Source organism: Pseudocitrobacter vendiensis, from assembly GCF_943590815.1.
Lineage (GTDB): Bacteria > Pseudomonadota > Gammaproteobacteria > Enterobacterales > Enterobacteriaceae > Pseudocitrobacter > Pseudocitrobacter vendiensis.
In genome coordinates this window covers 1-16667 of sequence record NZ_CALSBS010000008.1, presented here as the reverse complement: position 1 = coordinate 16667, position 16667 = coordinate 1, and the positions used below count along the sequence as shown (strand labels likewise).

General features: G+C 51.1%; 16 protein-coding genes. 7 read left to right on the top strand and 9 right to left on the bottom strand.

The features are described from left to right. Window positions 1–4 precede the first annotated feature (4 nt). Window positions 5–196: a YfgG family protein gene (locus NMC31_RS10535; protein ID WP_253897881.1), complete on the top strand. Its 192-nt coding sequence runs from the start codon at window positions 5–7 to the stop codon at window positions 194–196. An 87-nt stretch (window positions 197–283) separates the two neighbouring features. Here the strand turns inward: NMC31_RS10535 and NMC31_RS10530 are convergent, their stop codons facing one another. The 9 genes from NMC31_RS10530 to NMC31_RS10485 all read right to left on the bottom strand — a co-directional run bounded on the left by NMC31_RS10530 (window position 284) and on the right by NMC31_RS10485 (window position 12022). Continuing rightward, a complete protein-coding gene (locus NMC31_RS10530) occupies window positions 284–5416 on the bottom strand; it encodes a RecQ family ATP-dependent DNA helicase (RefSeq protein ID WP_253897880.1) in 5133 nt (1710 codons plus the stop codon). A 210-nt stretch (window positions 5417–5626) separates the two neighbouring features. Next, window positions 5627–6691, bottom strand: coding sequence for an SEL1-like repeat protein (locus NMC31_RS10525; RefSeq protein WP_253897879.1), 1065 nt, complete (start codon window positions 6689–6691; stop codon window positions 5627–5629). Window positions 6692–6943: 252 nt separating this feature from the next. Then, window positions 6944–7171: a hypothetical protein gene (locus NMC31_RS10520; protein WP_032195645.1), complete on the bottom strand. Its 228-nt coding sequence runs from the start codon at window positions 7169–7171 to the stop codon at window positions 6944–6946. 16 nt (window positions 7172–7187) lie between these two features. Beyond that, window positions 7188–7856 carry a DUF2290 domain-containing protein gene (locus NMC31_RS10515; RefSeq protein WP_032195646.1) on the bottom strand — a complete coding sequence of 223 codons (669 nt, stop codon included), beginning with the start codon at window positions 7854–7856 and terminating at the stop codon, window positions 7188–7190. 3 nt (window positions 7857–7859) lie between these two features. Then, window positions 7860–10016, bottom strand: a complete 2157-nt coding sequence (locus NMC31_RS10510; protein WP_032195647.1) for a DEAD/DEAH box helicase — start codon at window positions 10014–10016, stop codon at window positions 7860–7862. A gap of 12 nt (window positions 10017–10028) precedes the next feature. Further along, the gene (locus NMC31_RS10505; protein WP_032195648.1) at window positions 10029–10598 is read right to left on the bottom strand and encodes a recombinase family protein; all 570 of its coding nucleotides are present in this window, start codon (window positions 10596–10598) and stop codon (window positions 10029–10031) included. Between the two features lie 223 nt (window positions 10599–10821). Continuing rightward, entirely contained in the window at window positions 10822–11061 is a 240-nt protein-coding gene (locus tag NMC31_RS26130; protein ID WP_032195649.1) for a type I toxin-antitoxin system ptaRNA1 family toxin, read from the bottom strand. 106 nt (window positions 11062–11167) lie between these two features. After that, window positions 11168–11479 (bottom strand): addiction module antidote protein, encoded by a 312-nt coding sequence (locus NMC31_RS10490; RefSeq protein WP_040220435.1) that lies wholly within the window; start codon window positions 11477–11479, stop codon window positions 11168–11170. 168 nt (window positions 11480–11647) lie between these two features. After that, on the bottom strand, window positions 11648–12022 hold the full coding sequence (locus NMC31_RS10485; protein ID WP_040151789.1) for a plasmid mobilization protein: 375 nt from the start codon (window positions 12020–12022) through the stop codon (window positions 11648–11650). Between the two features lie 486 nt (window positions 12023–12508). Here NMC31_RS10485 and NMC31_RS10480 point away from each other — a divergent pair, with 486 nt between their 5' ends. From NMC31_RS10480 to NMC31_RS10455, 6 genes are all read left to right on the top strand, one after another. Then, entirely contained in the window at window positions 12509–12718 is a 210-nt protein-coding gene (locus NMC31_RS10480) for a TraC family protein (RefSeq protein WP_000101767.1), read from the top strand. 2 nt (window positions 12719–12720) lie between these two features. After that, complete coding sequence (locus NMC31_RS10475; protein ID WP_040220430.1) at window positions 12721–12945, top strand: hypothetical protein; 225 nt, start codon at window positions 12721–12723, stop codon at window positions 12943–12945. A 268-nt stretch (window positions 12946–13213) separates the two neighbouring features. Further along, window positions 13214–14005, top strand: a complete 792-nt coding sequence (gene trbJ, locus NMC31_RS10470; protein ID WP_253897878.1) for a P-type conjugative transfer protein TrbJ — start codon at window positions 13214–13216, stop codon at window positions 14003–14005. 2 nt (window positions 14006–14007) lie between these two features. Beyond that, on the top strand, window positions 14008–14190 hold the full coding sequence (locus NMC31_RS10465) for a hypothetical protein (RefSeq protein ID WP_032195655.1): 183 nt from the start codon (window positions 14008–14010) through the stop codon (window positions 14188–14190). A 2-nt stretch (window positions 14191–14192) separates the two neighbouring features. After that, complete coding sequence (trbL, locus tag NMC31_RS10460; RefSeq protein ID WP_048270155.1) at window positions 14193–15836, top strand: P-type conjugative transfer protein TrbL; 1644 nt, start codon at window positions 14193–14195, stop codon at window positions 15834–15836. A gap of 2 nt (window positions 15837–15838) precedes the next feature. After that, entirely contained in the window at window positions 15839–16165 is a 327-nt protein-coding gene (locus NMC31_RS10455) for a hypothetical protein (protein ID WP_027920145.1), read from the top strand. Window positions 16166–16667 lie beyond the last annotated feature (502 nt).

The following is a 16667-nucleotide window of genomic DNA, read 5'->3' as shown; positions in this document are numbered from 1 at the left end:
CTTTGTGAGCCAGGCTACCAGTATGCGAAAACGACACCAATTCAATGGTCGAATGATTCGAATCATACTACTCATCAGTTTGATGTTCTTCCTTGGGCGTTTCGTCTACTCTTCTATCGGCGCGTGGCACCATCATCAGGATAAAAAAGAATCACAATCAACGAACCTGATGATTGAGGCACCTGTGCAGCGCTAGCTGAGTTTTCACTTAATTCGCTGGCCCTCACAATCAAGCACAGAGGGCCAATCACCTAAAATGTCCTGATTTTGCCTGATAATATTTCTACAGCTTTCTCCCCTTTCCGCGTGGCACAACAACTTCCCAACGCGCAGATTTGATCCCGCTCCTGTATTCCTCTCCCTCATCCTCAGCAAACCGGACAAGGATTGCCGCCACTTCACAGTGAGCAAAATCGATTTGCGGTATAAATTTACTTGAGGTTTTTCCAACGACACATCCCTGGCTATCCAGAATTTGATATACCGCTCCATCCCGTTTCAGAGTAAGAACATCACCTTCCTGGAGCTTACTGATATGCGAGTGTATCCGGTCGTCAGGAGAGTGACGCCCAGCAAAGCCAATATTTATCTCCTGTAACGCGAGAGACTGAAAACTAACTTCCAGTTCCGGGAGTGACTTCCCCTGGAATACGTCATGCGCAACATTGTTTTTCAAACAACGACTTAACGAGTGACCGTCAGCAAGCTCGCATAATGTAAGAGTTTGCTCAGCCCTGGTCATCCCCACATAATAAAGACGACGCTCAGCTTCTATATTCTCTTTATCTGTATTCCAGCCACCATCCAAAAGCACGACGTGACGAAACTCGAGCCCCTTTGCCGAATGCACCGTTCCAAGATAAAGCCCGCTTTTGGGTTGCTGACGAATTTCATGAGCATAGTCATACATCCAGTCGATGAAGGCCTGCCCCCATAACTGACTATCCCCCAGTTCTCCTTGCAGTTGTTCAAAAGCATCGCGAAAAAAACGTTCCCACTCTGCATCCTTCAATAAATAACAGCCAGCTATGCGTTCCCAAACCTCGCTGGGGGATGCGCTGTCGATTTTGCGTAAGAAATCGATAACAGCAACAAAACTGCGTTGGCGAGTAATCGGGGGAAGCGCGTCTTTATCTGCGGCCATAAAATAGGGAATATGGTACTTTTCACACAACGCCTGAACCGGCACTAAGTAGCGGTGTGTTCGTGCAATAATCGCACACCCGTTCCAGCCTCCATTATCAAGCGCAATCAGTCTGCTTAACTCACTAAAGGCTGCTTGCGCCTGCACATTCACCTGCTGCGCATCGACTGAGTCGATCTGCATTCTCAGGATCTGCCCCTGCCGCTGTGCGTCGCGCACTTCCCATTCTCCACCATAAGGCAGAGCGGCTCTCGCGTGGTTAATCTGTACTGGATTCACCGCTTTCATACGCCCAGGATTCAGGCTAATTATTTGGTTAGCGGAATCGATAATATTGCGGGAGGAACGATAATTTTCAGTCAGGTAGCTGGTTAACGCCGTATAATCTTCACGGAAACGCTCTATATAAATATTATTCGTGTCGCGCCATGCGTAAATATTTTGATCATCATCCCCTACTGCCATTATACATAAACGCCCATCTTCTTCAGCATGACGGCCTGCAAGCGCACTGACTAATCGGTATTGCATTTCATTAATATCTTGATATTCATCGACCAGAATATAACGATAGCCACGGAGTAGTTGTTCCCGAAGGTCATCCTCACCCTCGATATTCCGTTTACCCTCCAGTAACTCGACTGCATCCCTTAAGACTTGATCAAGGGAACCACTATTTACGTCAAAGCCACGCTCAAAGCGAGTACCGGTTAAACGCATCGCCATACTATGGTAAGTCATGACGCTCACACCGTAAGCATCCGCGCCAACCAGTGCTAACAGACGCTTACGAATTTCATTAGCGGCATGGCGATTAAACGTCAACGCTACGATGCTAGATGCCGCAATGCGACGCACACGAAGTAGATAAGCAATGCGGTGCACGATCACTCGCGTTTTTCCAGAACCGGGGCCCGCCAGAATTAGACGATTGAGATCGTCATCATCAGCTACAATGTCTTTTTGCGTCGGATTTAACATCCCTATAATCGAATTCCAGGATTCTTCACTGGTCGCCAGTTTGAGCACCTCTTCTCGACCAGTAAAATACCCTTTTATAAAATCCTGTTTGGAACCAGTGAAGTAATCAAGAACCAGCCGTAGTGCCTTTGCCATATTTTCGAGGGCTTGTTCCGCATATTCGCGCATTACGTGTACCTGTATACGCTTTTCACGATAATGTTCATCAAGACGCAAAAAATCTTCCTTAAGGAAAGTCTTGCGCTTATCATCTTTATTCACTTCTATGGTCATGGCCCGGCGCATTACCGTCATGCCATGGTTGAGCGTTAAAATCTCCTGCCGATGAAGATAGAGTAAGACATGCTCAATAACTTTTCGACGATTGTTAATGGGCACAATGTGTTGTAGTTCCAGATCGTTTTCAATAATCTGAAGTAATTCGCCAAAGCTTGTTTCAATTAATAAATCGGCACCACGCAATCCAGCGGGTAGCTTTGCGATCATTTGCTCGAGAAATTTACCTGCCAATATACGCCGCACATCACCGAAGCTAACAATTCTCGTCCAGAGATGCCGACCTTTAATTCGGAGTTTGAGGTAGTCCCGATTAATCTGCCTCAGTTCAAAAGTGCTGCGCTGATGACCATCTGAATCATGATCCTGGGCCAGGCTACGTAATAATCGCAAAACATGTATTGGGAGTAACCCTTCAATTTCGGTGAGGGCTTTCAACTCCATGGTAAGTACAGGCAGTTGTAAATCCTGCCATCCGCCCTGTTCGGCATCGGGCATCAATTCAGGCAGGCGTTTTAGCAGAGCTGACTCCAGTTTTAAGGAGTTCTGGAGCCGTTGGAGAGAAGCGCCGGCCACGCCATAACGCACGTATATTGTAATCTGAGAGTCATTAATTAATATCCCCAACTCTTCCAATTGCTTTAACGCACTGGCAATTTCCTCTGACTCGAGGCTGGTCAGTTGCATGAGCTGATCGGTATTTATTCTCTCCGCAACGTCTGCATTATAGAGAAAACGCAGGATAGCGCGGTATTCCTCACGCCGACGTTGCGGTATCTGAGCTTTCAGCAGGCGATTTTCCGCTTCTTCCTCAGCAAGATTAAGTTTTCCTGGGAATATCTGAGTATGATTTTCCTCACGTTTAAGATATTCACCACGCTCAAGCCAGGCTACGGCGGTAACCACCTTCGTTTCCGCGTCTCGTTCATCAGCAGAAAAGGTTGTGTCAACGCTATCATCCTGCAAGATTTCTCCGGCAGTAATCACAAGTTTATTTCCCTTTCTTCGATTACTTTCGTTACGCAACTTACGTAAAATTTGTTGGATATCCCGGATACTTAATTTTGAACGCTCACTCATGCCAAATTGCGTTTCGATATCCTGTGGGTCGTATAAAAGAATACAGCGCGCATCTTCTTGATCGCGGCCAGCGCGTCCCGCTTCCTGTAAGTAGTTTTCAAGCGATCCGGGAATATCAGCATGAACAACAAGCCGAATATCAGCCTTATCCACCCCCATTCCGAACGCATTTGTCGCAACAATGATTCGCAATTGGCCCGCTTTAAAACTGTCCTGAATATCTGTTTTCGTATTGGGCTCCAGCCCGGCATGAAAGTGCTTACATGGCCATCCTTGTCCTATCAGAAAATCGGATAGCGCTTCTGCATTCTTTCTGCTTGAGACAAAAACAACCGCTCCACCGGTCTGGTTATCGAGATACTCGTGTAGCAAACGATCCGTATGCTGCCATTTTTCAGCTCGAACACAGGGTAATACGTCAAAATAGAGATTAGTACGCTCATGGCCCCCATGAAAAACCGCAAAATCGATATTCAAGGTATCCTTAAAGTGGTTGCGTATATCAGCAAGCACATCCGGTTTCGCGGTCGCAGTAAAGCAGCCTATCTGAGAAAGTGTATTTTCCCCCGTATATTCGCGGATAAAACGAGAAACATAGAGGTAATCGGGCCGAAAGTCGCTGCCCCATTTCGACAGGCAATGCGCTTCATCAAAAATCCATGCCCCAATCTGACGCTGGCTGAGCGCTCGTCTGAATGCTTTATTGCGAAATTGTTCCGGAGATACCAGCAGGATACCGACATCCCCCATCTGAATTTTCTCCAGGACATCCGCACGCTCCGGCATGGTCAAAAGCCCATTCAGGGCCGCCGCACACTGGATATTACGCTCAAGAAGCCCATCGACCTGGTCCTTCATAAGCGATTGTAAGGGGGAAATAATCACTGTCAGGCTGCCATTGCGATGAAAACGATTGAGGGCAGGCAACTGATAGCATAAAGACTTACCCCCACCGGTTGCCAGTACAGCCAGAACATGTTGCCCTCGCATACCCGCAAGCACGATGTCATGTTGCAGACTCTTACCCGGCTGCTCATAACGAAAATCGGCAAAGCCGAAATAACGATTAAGTTCATGACGTGGATTATGGGTTGTCTGGCAATATTGGCAATTGGCCCGCTCGCAAGGGACATCGCGCAGCTCGTGAACCAGTTGTTGCACTTCAGGGAACTGATGCCTTACCCAGGGAGCCAGAACAGAATTCCCGCCCGAAACACGAAGCCATGCCAAAGCATAAGCTAACGGCAAATGTTGTGCAGGATTATGCAAATCCCGCTCAAGCAGGTGTTCCAGCCGTGTCCGACAGACCTTCAAATCTCGAGACAAAGCGGGATCGGATTCTTGTAAAATTTCCGGAAGAAGCGCCTTTAAATCAAATAGAGGTAAAGCGTTACGACCTGTCAGTGAGACAAAAAAAGCAGCCAGGTCAGAATCTGTCGCCGGAGCTAATAATGTTTGATAACACAACAACTCCTTTCGACTCACCGTATTCAATTGTGTAAAGGCCAGACGCTGATCGTTAAAAAGCGTCCAGGTAGAATGACAATCTGACAGCGGTGAATTCAGGCTATCACGAATGAGTTTATAATCTTTCACCAGACGATGGTACGGGTTCTGCGGAAATGCCAGCGGCGACAGACGCAATGTATCAATCGCGGGTAAAGAATGGAGCGATAAAGAGGGATAAACTTTTCGTAGAATAGGAAGATCGTGCTCAATGATATTATGACCAAGGACGAAACTCGCACCTTCAGACAAACTATCTAATTTCTGCAACGCGGGATAGGGGTCGCCAGAAACTTTTAACTCCAGCTCTGTCCCTGAGTCGGGACATAATGCACCCAGCATGATAATGCGTGGAGGCTGATCGTCAATTGATGGTACGACTTCAAGATCGAACACCATCCCCGTAGATTGAGAAAAAGATAGAGACACCAGGCCATTCCTTTAATACCATTCGATATGAACCACTCCCTGCAAGGCAAATTATTTACACCGTGAATTATTTAAATACATATAAGCCGGGCAGTTATGTGTTAACAATGAGCCGCGCACTCCACAGTTCTCATACTTATAAAATACACATAAAATCCAATAAGGTTCAGTATTTTTATACTTGATGGGACAAAGACAATATATTTATCTCTACTTTTCGGTATCGGTGCCCAGCACCCACGCTCCCACATAATGCCCACCAAGCCGGCTGTACCACATCAGCGCCAGCAGGGTGTTCTTTTCCGTCCCTTCGCCGCGCAGATACATACCTGCTACGGCTTTTTCAGCTTCAGGTAGCCCACGCTCCGCAGCTTTCAGGTACCATTCCAACGCCAATTGGCGATCTTTATTCAGATGGTAGCCGTTGTAATACCATACACCAAAGTTATATTGGACCTTCGCAATTTCCCGTTCCGCGGTCTGGCGATACCACGTCTGTGAATGAACTTGCTCAGGCCTGTGGGCTTTGTCATATATTTCACCAAGAGGAAGCTGGCCTGGTGCATAGCCACTCCGTACCGCTTCATTGAGCCAGTAGACGGCCAGCCGATAATCCTGCTCGACGCCTTTACCGGTGAAATAGGCCTCACCCAGGTAGAATTGCGCCGGCTCATACATTCTGTCTGCCGCTTTGCGCATATAAGCCACTGCCTGTTTATCATCCTTAGGTAAGGCAAGGCCGTGCGCATACATAACGCCAACAAGAAACTGTGCTGTTGAAGAGGGATCGCCTATTTTATCGGCGGCTTTACGATACCAGTAAAGTGCCTGTTGGTAATCCTGCGCAAGCCCATCACCGTAGTAGTACGCGTTTCCCAATATGACTTGCGTAGACCTGTCCCCCTTCTCCGCCGCCTTGCGATACCATTTGAGGGCTTGTTGCCTGTCTTGTGGGAAATTTTTGCCATATTGGTAATGATAGCCAAGGATGAAATACTCAAACCCGTTACCTTCCTTACCTGCTTTTTCAAGCCACTTTATCGCCAGTTTATAATCAGGAATAACATATTCACCATTCGCATACATATCGCCAAGAATAAATTGCGAAAGGTCATGCCCTTCTTCCGCTTTGCGCTCAGTTTGTTGTACATACTGACACTCCTCTGAATCTGACGTGTATCGAGGTAGGCAGCGAGCGGCATAGCTTTGTTGCGGAAGAATAAAACCTAATAATGTAAAAACAGCCACTATTCTCAAAATTAATATTAAGCGCATACAACATCCTTATTGTCATTTTGACATCAGATTATCTGTGCAATATTGTTCCCGTCATCGCTTAATTGTGCCTTCGCCTTACAGGTGAATAGCAGCATAAAAAAACCCGCCGTTAAGCGGGTTTCAATTACTTCACCGTATCAAAAGGAATAATCATTCCCACTCGATTGTAAATGGTAAAAAAACCCTATTTATTTACAATCACTTAAAAAAATATATCTGAGCAATGCCACGAAAAATACCATGCCAAAATTAGCCGACTGAAAATGGCTTGTTCTGTCGATGCTTGCGCTCCTGGTCGGCAATCCTCGGCTGCAATGCCAGCTCAGCATCGCTCATACGCTCCAGCACGTCGCGCAGACGCCCAGTGCAGGCAACGGGCGGCGGCTCAAACTCATAGCCCGTCGCGATCAGCTCCGTCTCAATTTCCTGAGTGATGAAGAACGGCTCTGCGTAACTCTCTAGTTTCAATCCTCTCATGTCCTATCCTCTTTGTTTAGTATGGAATGAACATGTGCATAAGTCCCATCTCATTCGGAGTGATAGACGCTGGAAATTTTATCTGGTGCCTTGGCAGGCCGCTAATGAAATCATGCCTCTCCGTTTGGTAGAAATTGCGCAAAATAAATTCAACAAACCAACGTGGTGTCACTGGCGCTGATACGGGAATACGGCAACCTTTTACATCGCCCAGCGTAAGATGGCTTTTGGGATGAACAGCATCGACATGAACACCTTCTCGCGCATCAAAATCAAAACGTAACGGAAATGGAACAATTCTGCGTTGAACAATCTCAATGAACAGTTCGTCGCGCATGTACGCATCCGGATCATCTTGAAATGGCAACAGACTTGGGGAAGGGTAAAAGGCAAGCCTGTGCTGTAGAAGAACAGCACCTTCCACTCGGTACATTATCTGAAGCAATGCGCCATCGACCAGCTTCATGTTGAATGAACGCTTATCTGCTAGCTCGCGATAAATCTCGGCGTATTCGATATCGCCCAATGCAATGGAGACATGCTCTGAACCGCTGAAGGTAACATCAACCATACGGCCATGCGGTCGAATCGCAGAAAAATTTGAATCATCACAAACGCCTTTTTCTATCAAATCAGAAATTAATCCATCAATATCTTTTTTGATAGCATTCGGGGTCAGCACCATAATTCATGCCCCCCCGAGGAGTTTTTTTAGCTTCTCGCGAGTTATGTCATCAAGGTCTTCCGGATGCAGCTCACCACTCTCCAAATCACCCAGCAGATCAGCAAGTTGACTCTTTCTTTTCTCAAGACGTTGCCGCTCTTGTGGTGACAAATCACGATGAACAATGCGCAACTTGCTCAACAGGGCCTCATCTGGATATGTAAAATCCAAGACAAAGCCACTCTGTTTCAAAGCATTAAACTCCTCAATCAGCTCCTGCATACGCGGCCCATAACCTATCACACGTACCCATGCCTTACTCCGAGTGATCGCCGTGAAAAGGCGATTTCGCAAACTAGAAAGACCTGGACCGGAACCATTACAATCCTGAGCATTGATGACATAAACCATGCCAGCCTCATTCCCTTTAGCACGGTAAATTCCAGTGAAAGTTACTGACGGAGTATCTGTTCGGAAGAATACGTCCGCATCCGTATCTACACCGGCCAAATGGGTCTGAACTCCCGCTTCGAAGAGCTTCCTACGGATTGGGCCAGTACTGCTACGAGCAGTTCGAGGATCTGAGTGAATAACAATGATGTCGTCGTGGCGAAGTTCGTCCACTGTCAAATTGCTCTGGATCTGCTGAACTAACCATGCGTTCTGTTGCGCCTCATCATCAAACTTGATGAATTGGACGAGATCGTTAATATCTGAATGCTCTTCCAAAAATCTCGGGCTAGTTTCCGTTGTACGTTCAAGAACGATATGCTGACCCTTCGCCAATTGCCCACTCTTAACCTTGTATCCGATCTCTTCCCATAGCGCCGGATAGTCGAACATCTGGACCAATCCGGTCGGAGCTCCTTGCGGAGCTTCTCTGTAAATGCCGAAGCCAAGACCGTGGGCCGACACCAACACAGGACGAGAGTTTCGGTAGCATTTCTGCAGAATCACATCTCGCCTACGGTCATCACCAAACGTAACTAGAGGCCGTCCAGCCGCATCATTGCCAAAAATTTCTTCTGGCGGAGGAAGAGAAGTTCCAGAGAGGTTCTGAAGCTCATCGTAGGCGTAAACTAATCGCTTTGGCGGCTTCAGCATTGAATAACAAAGCTTCAAGAAACTGGGGGCAAAATCTTGCGCTTCATCCGCAAGAATCACGTCGTAAAGATGCGCAGCATCAGAAGCATTTGCCAGTGCAGCCTGGCAAGCTCCATCAAAAGCTCGCTCATTTCCTCCAAATCTGCCAGATGCGTTACTGAAATCTAAAAACTCTGTTCCCGTTGCTCGGCAATATTCATAGTAAATACCATCCCTAGCATCCCCACCTGGAGCCCCCCAGGCATTGATAATACGAATCTTCGTCCAGTCTGGCTCTTCACCACTCTGTTCTATGCAGAAGTTATTAATTAAACGGCGAAACTGCCCTTTCAGAGAGCGGGTATGGAAAGTTACAGCAATGCGCCAATCTGGGTACTGCGTATGCAAATAGGCAGCCTTGAGCGCCAGCACAATGGTTTTTCCAGATCCAGCCAATCCTCGAATACGCTGAACGCCATCCACTGTCTCAATAACAGCTTTATTCTGCCGATGATCGAGCGTCGCAATGGAATCTTCTAGACGCTTGAGCTTAGCTCCTCGCGAATCTAAGCGATGAACCTCACGCTTAGAGCGACTTTTCCTAATACTGCTGAGGCTCTCGATAGCCGAGAGCGTCATCCTGTATAGATCATTATTCCCATTGACCCAATTCAGTTCGTTAAGAGCAGCAGCAAGGCCGTGCTCATTCACGAGGGGATAGTTCTCTACGGCTACAGCCTCTATATTATTTATTCCTGGAGCAAATGAAATCACTGACAGTGGCACCAGCAACTGACGCCCCTTGACCAGCTCACGGTGCAACTTCAATCGCGCTTCAATCTTGTTTGCCAAATCGTCTTGACGTTCTGCATACTCACCAACGTCTGGCCCTTCGATCAAATCGAATAAAACAATGCCCTTCGATGGGCTCACCAAAGTAGCATCAATCGAATATTTTCCATCTGGCGTAGCGATCAACGGATAGCCTGTAAAGACGTCACCCTGTAAGTCCCGCAATATATCGAGACTTTGCTCCAAGGCGTCGGTAGCAACCGGCTTCTTGTTTACACCACGCGTGATATTCAATCTTTCAGTCATTATTTCCAATCCTCATTGGCGCGGCGTAACAATACCGACGTACTTGTAAAGGGTGGTGCGAGAAACATCATAACGTCGAGCCACCTCGGCAACCCGCATGTCCGGATCGCGCAAAAGAGCCTTGATCTCCCGCACCTGTTGATCATCCAGCTTAGGCTTACGACCACCGGCCCGGCCACGAGCACGAGCTGCGATCAGACCAGCTTGCGTCCGCTCTCGGATCAAGCCGCGCTCGAACTCGGCTAGCGCTGCGAAAACATGAAAAACCAGCTTGCCCGCTGCACTGCCTGTCTCAATCTTCTCCGTCAAGCTCTCGAGTCCAACGCCGCACTTCTCAAGTTCAGCCACTATCCGCACTAGGTCGGGCAGGCTGCGCCCGAGACGATCCAGCCGCCAAACCACCAGGGTGTCCCCTGCCCGAAGCGCCTTGCGACACTGTTCAAACTCTGGTCGAGCCGTGTTCTTGCCGCTAGCCGCTTCTTCGTAGATAACGCCGCATCCGGCCTGCTGAAGCGCGTCGCGCTGTAGGTCCAGGTGCTGGTCGTCGGTTGATACGCGAACGTACCCTATACGTTGATTCATGGACGCAACCAGGACATTGAAAACTTGACGGATATGTTAACACTTTCAAGCGGTTCTCACGATGAAAAATTGCGATGTTTTCATCCGTTCAGAAAACCACCGTTTTCCGAACATGACGGTTGCAACGATACACCACCAGTAGGGCCGAGACTGGTCCCCAATGAGAAGTAAAAAGGCGGCCACTGGCCCCCCTCCTTCATTTGCGCATTACCTCAAAACATCATCAGCCACATGCTTGACGTAGGGCCCTCATAGCTTCCTCAAAATCTGCGCTAGTCGCCCGGTCCGTTTCGGTGTCATCCAGTCCCGCAACATCTACCGAAGCCGTGGTCATCTGCCGCAACAGAATGGCTAGCTCGGCCGGATTGCCCTCGCGGCGGACCTCGGCCAGCAGCTCTGCTGCATAGTGCGGATCAGCGCGGAAGCACTCAGCCATCACCGTGTCGTGCGATCTGTCTTTCATTTGGTGCCGTCCTCCTTTCCCCGATCACAATAAACCATGCGGTAATCCAAGACAATTTCAGCGCCTCGCTTTGGATTGCGCAATCCAAAACGCAGCCCGCAGGCTATCAGTGCCCGGCCGGTGCGGGCCCGCCGTGAGTCGGCTTGAACGTGAACCGCAGACCAATCGCTTGGGTGACTTTCACCACGGTTGCGAAGCTAGGGTCGCCATCGCCTGAAAGAGCCTTGTCCAGTCCTTGGCGACTCATTCCCACCTCGCGGGCAAGCTGGCTAAGGTTGCGGGCGCGGGTCAAGTCTCCAAGCGCCGCCGCGATCAGTGATGGGGCGCCGTCCTCCATCACAGCATCCAGATAGGCCGTAATATCAGCCTCGGTCTTCAGATAGTCCGCTGTGTCATAGCAGCTGAATTTGACTTCCATCGTGGTCACTCCGTCCACTGCACTGCAATGGTCTTGGCTATGGCAATATCTCGCTCCTGGCTGCTCTTGTCGCCCCCACAAAGCACCACCACAAGGGGCCGCACAACCCGGCCATCCTCGAATAAGTATCAAAAGCGAAAAACCGAAACGGCCCGCATGGGCCGTTTGTCATTTCCGAGTAAAGACGATAGCACTCATCTGCTCTCGAATCCCTACCTGCAATTCGCGGAAATCGATCATCATCCGCTCGACGTCTATGGGTTTTGCACCTTGACCGCGCTTTTCCGCGAGCCAGAGTTTCAATAGGCCAGCTACCCGGCCAAGATCGCCATTCAGCTTCACCAACTCGCGCACTGCCTCAAGATCGGCCCGTGCTCCGACCGGTCTGTTCAGACCAACGGCGCGCAAGTAAGCGGAACGAGACAAGCCAGTTTGGTCAGCTAGCTCTGTAATGGCAGCTTTTTCCTCATCCGTTACCCAGACCTCTATGGGCTTACCACGCCGCCGCGCCGCCGTATCTTTTGGTGCCATCACTTCGCTCATGATGATCAACTCCTATTGTGGACAATTACGCACTTGAACGCGGCAGCGTCTGTGTGCCTCGCAGAGCAAGATGCAGTCGAGCCGCAGGCGAGTAAGGGGCGGTGGTGGATGGGGACGGGCTTGCCCGTACCCGTACAACACACATCCTGCCCGCTACCTCTCTGCGATTCTATGCGACTGGAGCAGAATCGCCAGTAAAATATGGCGTAATCGCGTACATTCGCGCTAATTCGCATACACTCGCGTAGCATCGCATTAATCAATTCTTCTAATCGCATAGAATCGCATACATTCGCATAAAAACGCGTTTCCGACTGAGTTCATGAGCATCAAGGACGGACTGACACCAAAAGGAGGGGGCTTTGATAGGCCATCAGCTAGGCCAGCCAAATCTAAGTCTTGTAAATTGCTCGACCCGGGTGAGAACATAGCCTCCGTTTACGCGCTTTTTTCGAAACTCGATCATCAAGAAACAACGGAGTAATCATGGCACGAAAAACCCTCGCAGAGCGCCGTTCTGATGCCCTTTCGGAGCTTGAAATGGCGAAAGCCAGATTGGCAAAACTCGACAATGAGGCAGCCGAAAGAATCGGAAGAATTGCAATAAAGTCAGGATTGGTTAATCTTGAGCTTACGGACGATCAAGTCCGAGAAGAATTCGACAAAATCGTGGAAAGGATTAGCAAGGGGAATTGATCATGAAGACAGCTCACCGCATCAGCGCATTGGCCAATCAACTCAACGAACTGCAAGCCTGCCTCGGTCGAGCCAGTGGACGGCCTAGCAAGAGCGTTATGGAAGCCCAGCGCATAGCGGCCGAGCTGGCTTCTTCACTCGAAGAGTGGCACCTTGAAACGCTACACATCCCTGAACCGGAGCGTGACCTTTATCGCGCACAGAATCCCTATTACGCTGCCCACTGACGCCGCGCACCGCCTTATCAAAAGCTCACTTCGGTGGGCTTTTTTTGTCCGCAAAACGTATCAAACCGGACAGCCGAGCCCCTTTCACGCGTCAAGAAAAACGCGATCAAAATCATAGCGTTGAGAAACAATCTCGTGAAGATTGACGGACAGTTTACGGACATAAATCATTGAATTCTATGCGGATACAAGATTATCCGCATATTTAAAACCGCTCCATATCGGTCAATAATCAAACCTCGGACGATGACAAAATGAGGTATTCGGTATGGAAATGGAATCGCAAAAAACGTCGGCTTATGCCGCCCGAAAATTCGGTCGAGGCGCGGCGCTCGCTCTAGCAATGGCGAGCGCAGGCCTTGGTGTAAGTCTCTACATGGCACCGGCTCCGGCCTATGCCATCTACTGCTCGAACTACTCTACGTTCTATCAGCAGATGTACGAATACGCCGAAGCGGTGAATACGCAACTGAACACCGCGCAGCAGTTGCAGACGCAGATCCAGCAGTACGACAACATGATTAAGCAGGGCATGTCACTGCCCAGCCGCATGTTCAACACCATCACTGGCGACCTCCAGCGCGTGGCCAGCGTCTACAACTCGGCGCAGTCACTCGGCCGCAACATCAGCAATCTGGACGAACAGTTTCGCCAGCAGTTCAAGGGCTATGACAGCTATCTGAACTCGATTGGCCAAGGGCAAAACAACATGCCGCAGCGCTATCGGGACTGGGCACAATCCGGCTTCGATAACGCCCGCACGGCCATGCAGGCCGCTGGCGTGAATACCCGCACATTCGAGGATGAGAACGCGATGCTGGACCAGTTGGTAAGCCGTTCACAGTCGGCCGTTGGTCGCCAGCAGGCCATTCAAGCAGGGAACGAGATTGCGGCGCAGAACGTGCAGCAGCTCCAGAAGCTGCGCGATCTGGTGGCCACACAGATCACCCTGCAAGGCAACTACATGGCGCAGCAAAACGAACGACAGTCCGTTAGCGATGCCTCCGAACAGCAATTCCGCAGCCGTGAAAATACACGCGGCCCGTCTGAGGGGTTCTAACCATGATGATTTCTAAGGCGCTGATTGCCGCCCTCTGTCTCGTCTCGGCCCTTGGTGGGTCGGCACTGACGGCCGTGGTCGTCACGAACGCCGCCGCGCCGGAATGCGCAGCGGTCGGCAATGTCCATCAGGATGACCAATTCCGCAGCCGCCCAAACACTCGCGGCCCGTCTGAGGGGTTCTGACTATGCGACGTTCAACCGTTTACGCACTTGTCGGCGCGGTGCTCTTGCTATCCGCAACTAGTGCGATGGCTGCCGGGGTCGATTTGGCGCAGAGCAACACGTCTATGAACAGCCTTCTGCGGCTGATTCAGAACGCTTCAAACCAATGGGCACCGCGCCTGCATGATTACGCCTTGTGGCTCTTGGGATGCCTTGCCGTCATCCAGTTAGTTTGGACTTTTGCTCCTTTGGTCATGCGCGGGGCTGAACTGGGCGACATCCTCCATGAACTGGTGAAATTCATCCTCGTGATAGGGTTCTTCTATGCGATGCTCGATCACGCGACCGAGTGGGGCGGGGCCATCGTCAACAGCTTCCGGCAGGCCGGGGCGCACGCGGCAGGGTTGGGTAGTGCGGAGCTGATGCCGGGGGATATGTTCTCAACTGCTGTGGACTTTTCACGGCAGGTGCTGACGGCCGGTGTTTCGATGTTCAGCCCAATCACATCGGTTGTGGTGGCCGTATCTGCATTGATCGTCCTGATGTGTTTTACGTTTATAGCGGCTCTGGTGTTCGTGACGCTGGTAGAGGCCTACGTCATCATCAATGCCGCCGTCCTGTTTATGGGTTTCGGTGGCTCTCAATGGACACGCGAATATGCACTGGCTCCCATTCGCTATGCCGTTGCGGTAGGTGCCAAGCTGTTTGTCCTGACTCTGATTGTGGGTCTGATCATGCAGGTTTCCGCAGAATGGTCGGCAGCCTACACCAACGACGAAGCGTCGTTGATGACCTTGGTCGGCCTGTCTTTGGTGTGCGCCTACCTGACCAAAACCATCCCTGAACTGATCGGCGGCATGATTAGCGGCACGTCGATGGGCGGCGGCTCTGCAATTGGGGGCATGGCCGCAGCCGGTGCAGCCGGTGCGGCGGCCGCAGTCGCTACTGTTGCAACAGCAGGGGCAGCAGCCCCGGCCGCAGGAGCACTAGGGGCCGCAGGAACTGGCGGAGGCGCTGCCAGTGCCGCGGGTGGTGGACTGGCCTCCGCACTGAACGCCAGCATGGCAGGCGGCAGTACCGCAGGGGGCATCGGTGGTGCGACGGGCGTCAGCAGCGCTGGAATTGGCGCAAGCACAGGAGGGGGCAGCGGTGCGGCCGCAAAGGCCGCAGGTTCTCGCGTCGGGGGTGGTGCCGCGTCAGGATCGGCGAATCCAGTGTCGGCGGCCGCTTCGCCAGCTAGCCAAGAGGCAGGCAGCGGCTTGAAACAAGCCGCCAAACAGGCCGGAAGAGCGGCCAAGGGCGGTGACGACGATACGGATCAGCAGGCCGTCGCTCAGCAACGGCAGATGACACCAAAAGAAGGGACCGGCGGCAACGGCAAGGTTGTTGCGCAGGGCGCCGAGGTGGCCACACGGGCGCTTGGCGTGCTGGGCGCTATCAGCGTACCCGGTATGGAAAGCTCCCACGGGCTTTCGCTCGGGGGCACCGGGTCTCCCCCTCCCGTCCCCGGCGGCGACAGTCCAACGCCTGACGACAGCGCAGAGCCGACTACACAAGCGGAATCCAACATTATTCGTCCGACATCGGACACAGCTAGGACCGGAAATGTCGGCGCGCTCAATGTGCCCGGCATGGATTCTGGCGTTAACTCTCAATCGGAGGCGTAATCATGATGAACGATGTATTTTTTGGCCTGATGATGCTCGGCGGCTTTTTTGTTCTCGGTATTGGTATGTGGGCGCTTGGCCAATGGCTCCGACGCAAAGGCTTTGGCCCGCAGCTCGATGCACTGGATAAGCAGTACACGGCACTACAGCATCGGGTGAACCGATTGGCTCTGCCTGCCGCTGCGCATTTCTACGGCGGCATGGGTATGCTTAATCGCATGCCACTTTTCGGCAGCAAGAATCAGGTGGTATTGGTAGAGCGTGTGAGAATGGCCATCCTTCAGATGGAAGAGGAAGAACGGCAGCGACGCAGGGTCATCAATCGCTGACGCGCACAGCCAGTTCCATCACCCACAACCCCGCCTGAGTGCGGGGTTTTGTTTTCCTGCCGCAGCATCTCCGTCTATTACACACCGCAAAAACGGCCTGTATCGCTCTGTGAGAAGTTTTCACACATGACAGTCACAACAAAACATTCCGACACTGAAAAAACGCCGCCACGACCCATACAGGAGGGATTTTGGACGCTTTCGCAGGCCGTAAGAGGCCTTATGTCGATTTTGGCCCTGCCCTTCCCTTTTTGGTGCCTGATCGTCTTTTTGCCGGTTTCAACGGCTCGACCAGGTGCTGCGACCGGTGGGTAATCCACGGAACTAGCCGCGTCGGCGACGGCAGGCTCGCCCTACCTTTCTTGGTGCCCAACGGCCGTAGGCCGACCAAGAGCAGCAAGCTAGGAGCTGCGCCATCAAGGCGCGGCACTTAGCGCGCATGCTGGAGATTCTTAGAGAATCTTAGATGGAATTTGCGAACGGCCCGCAAACGCCCGCCGTT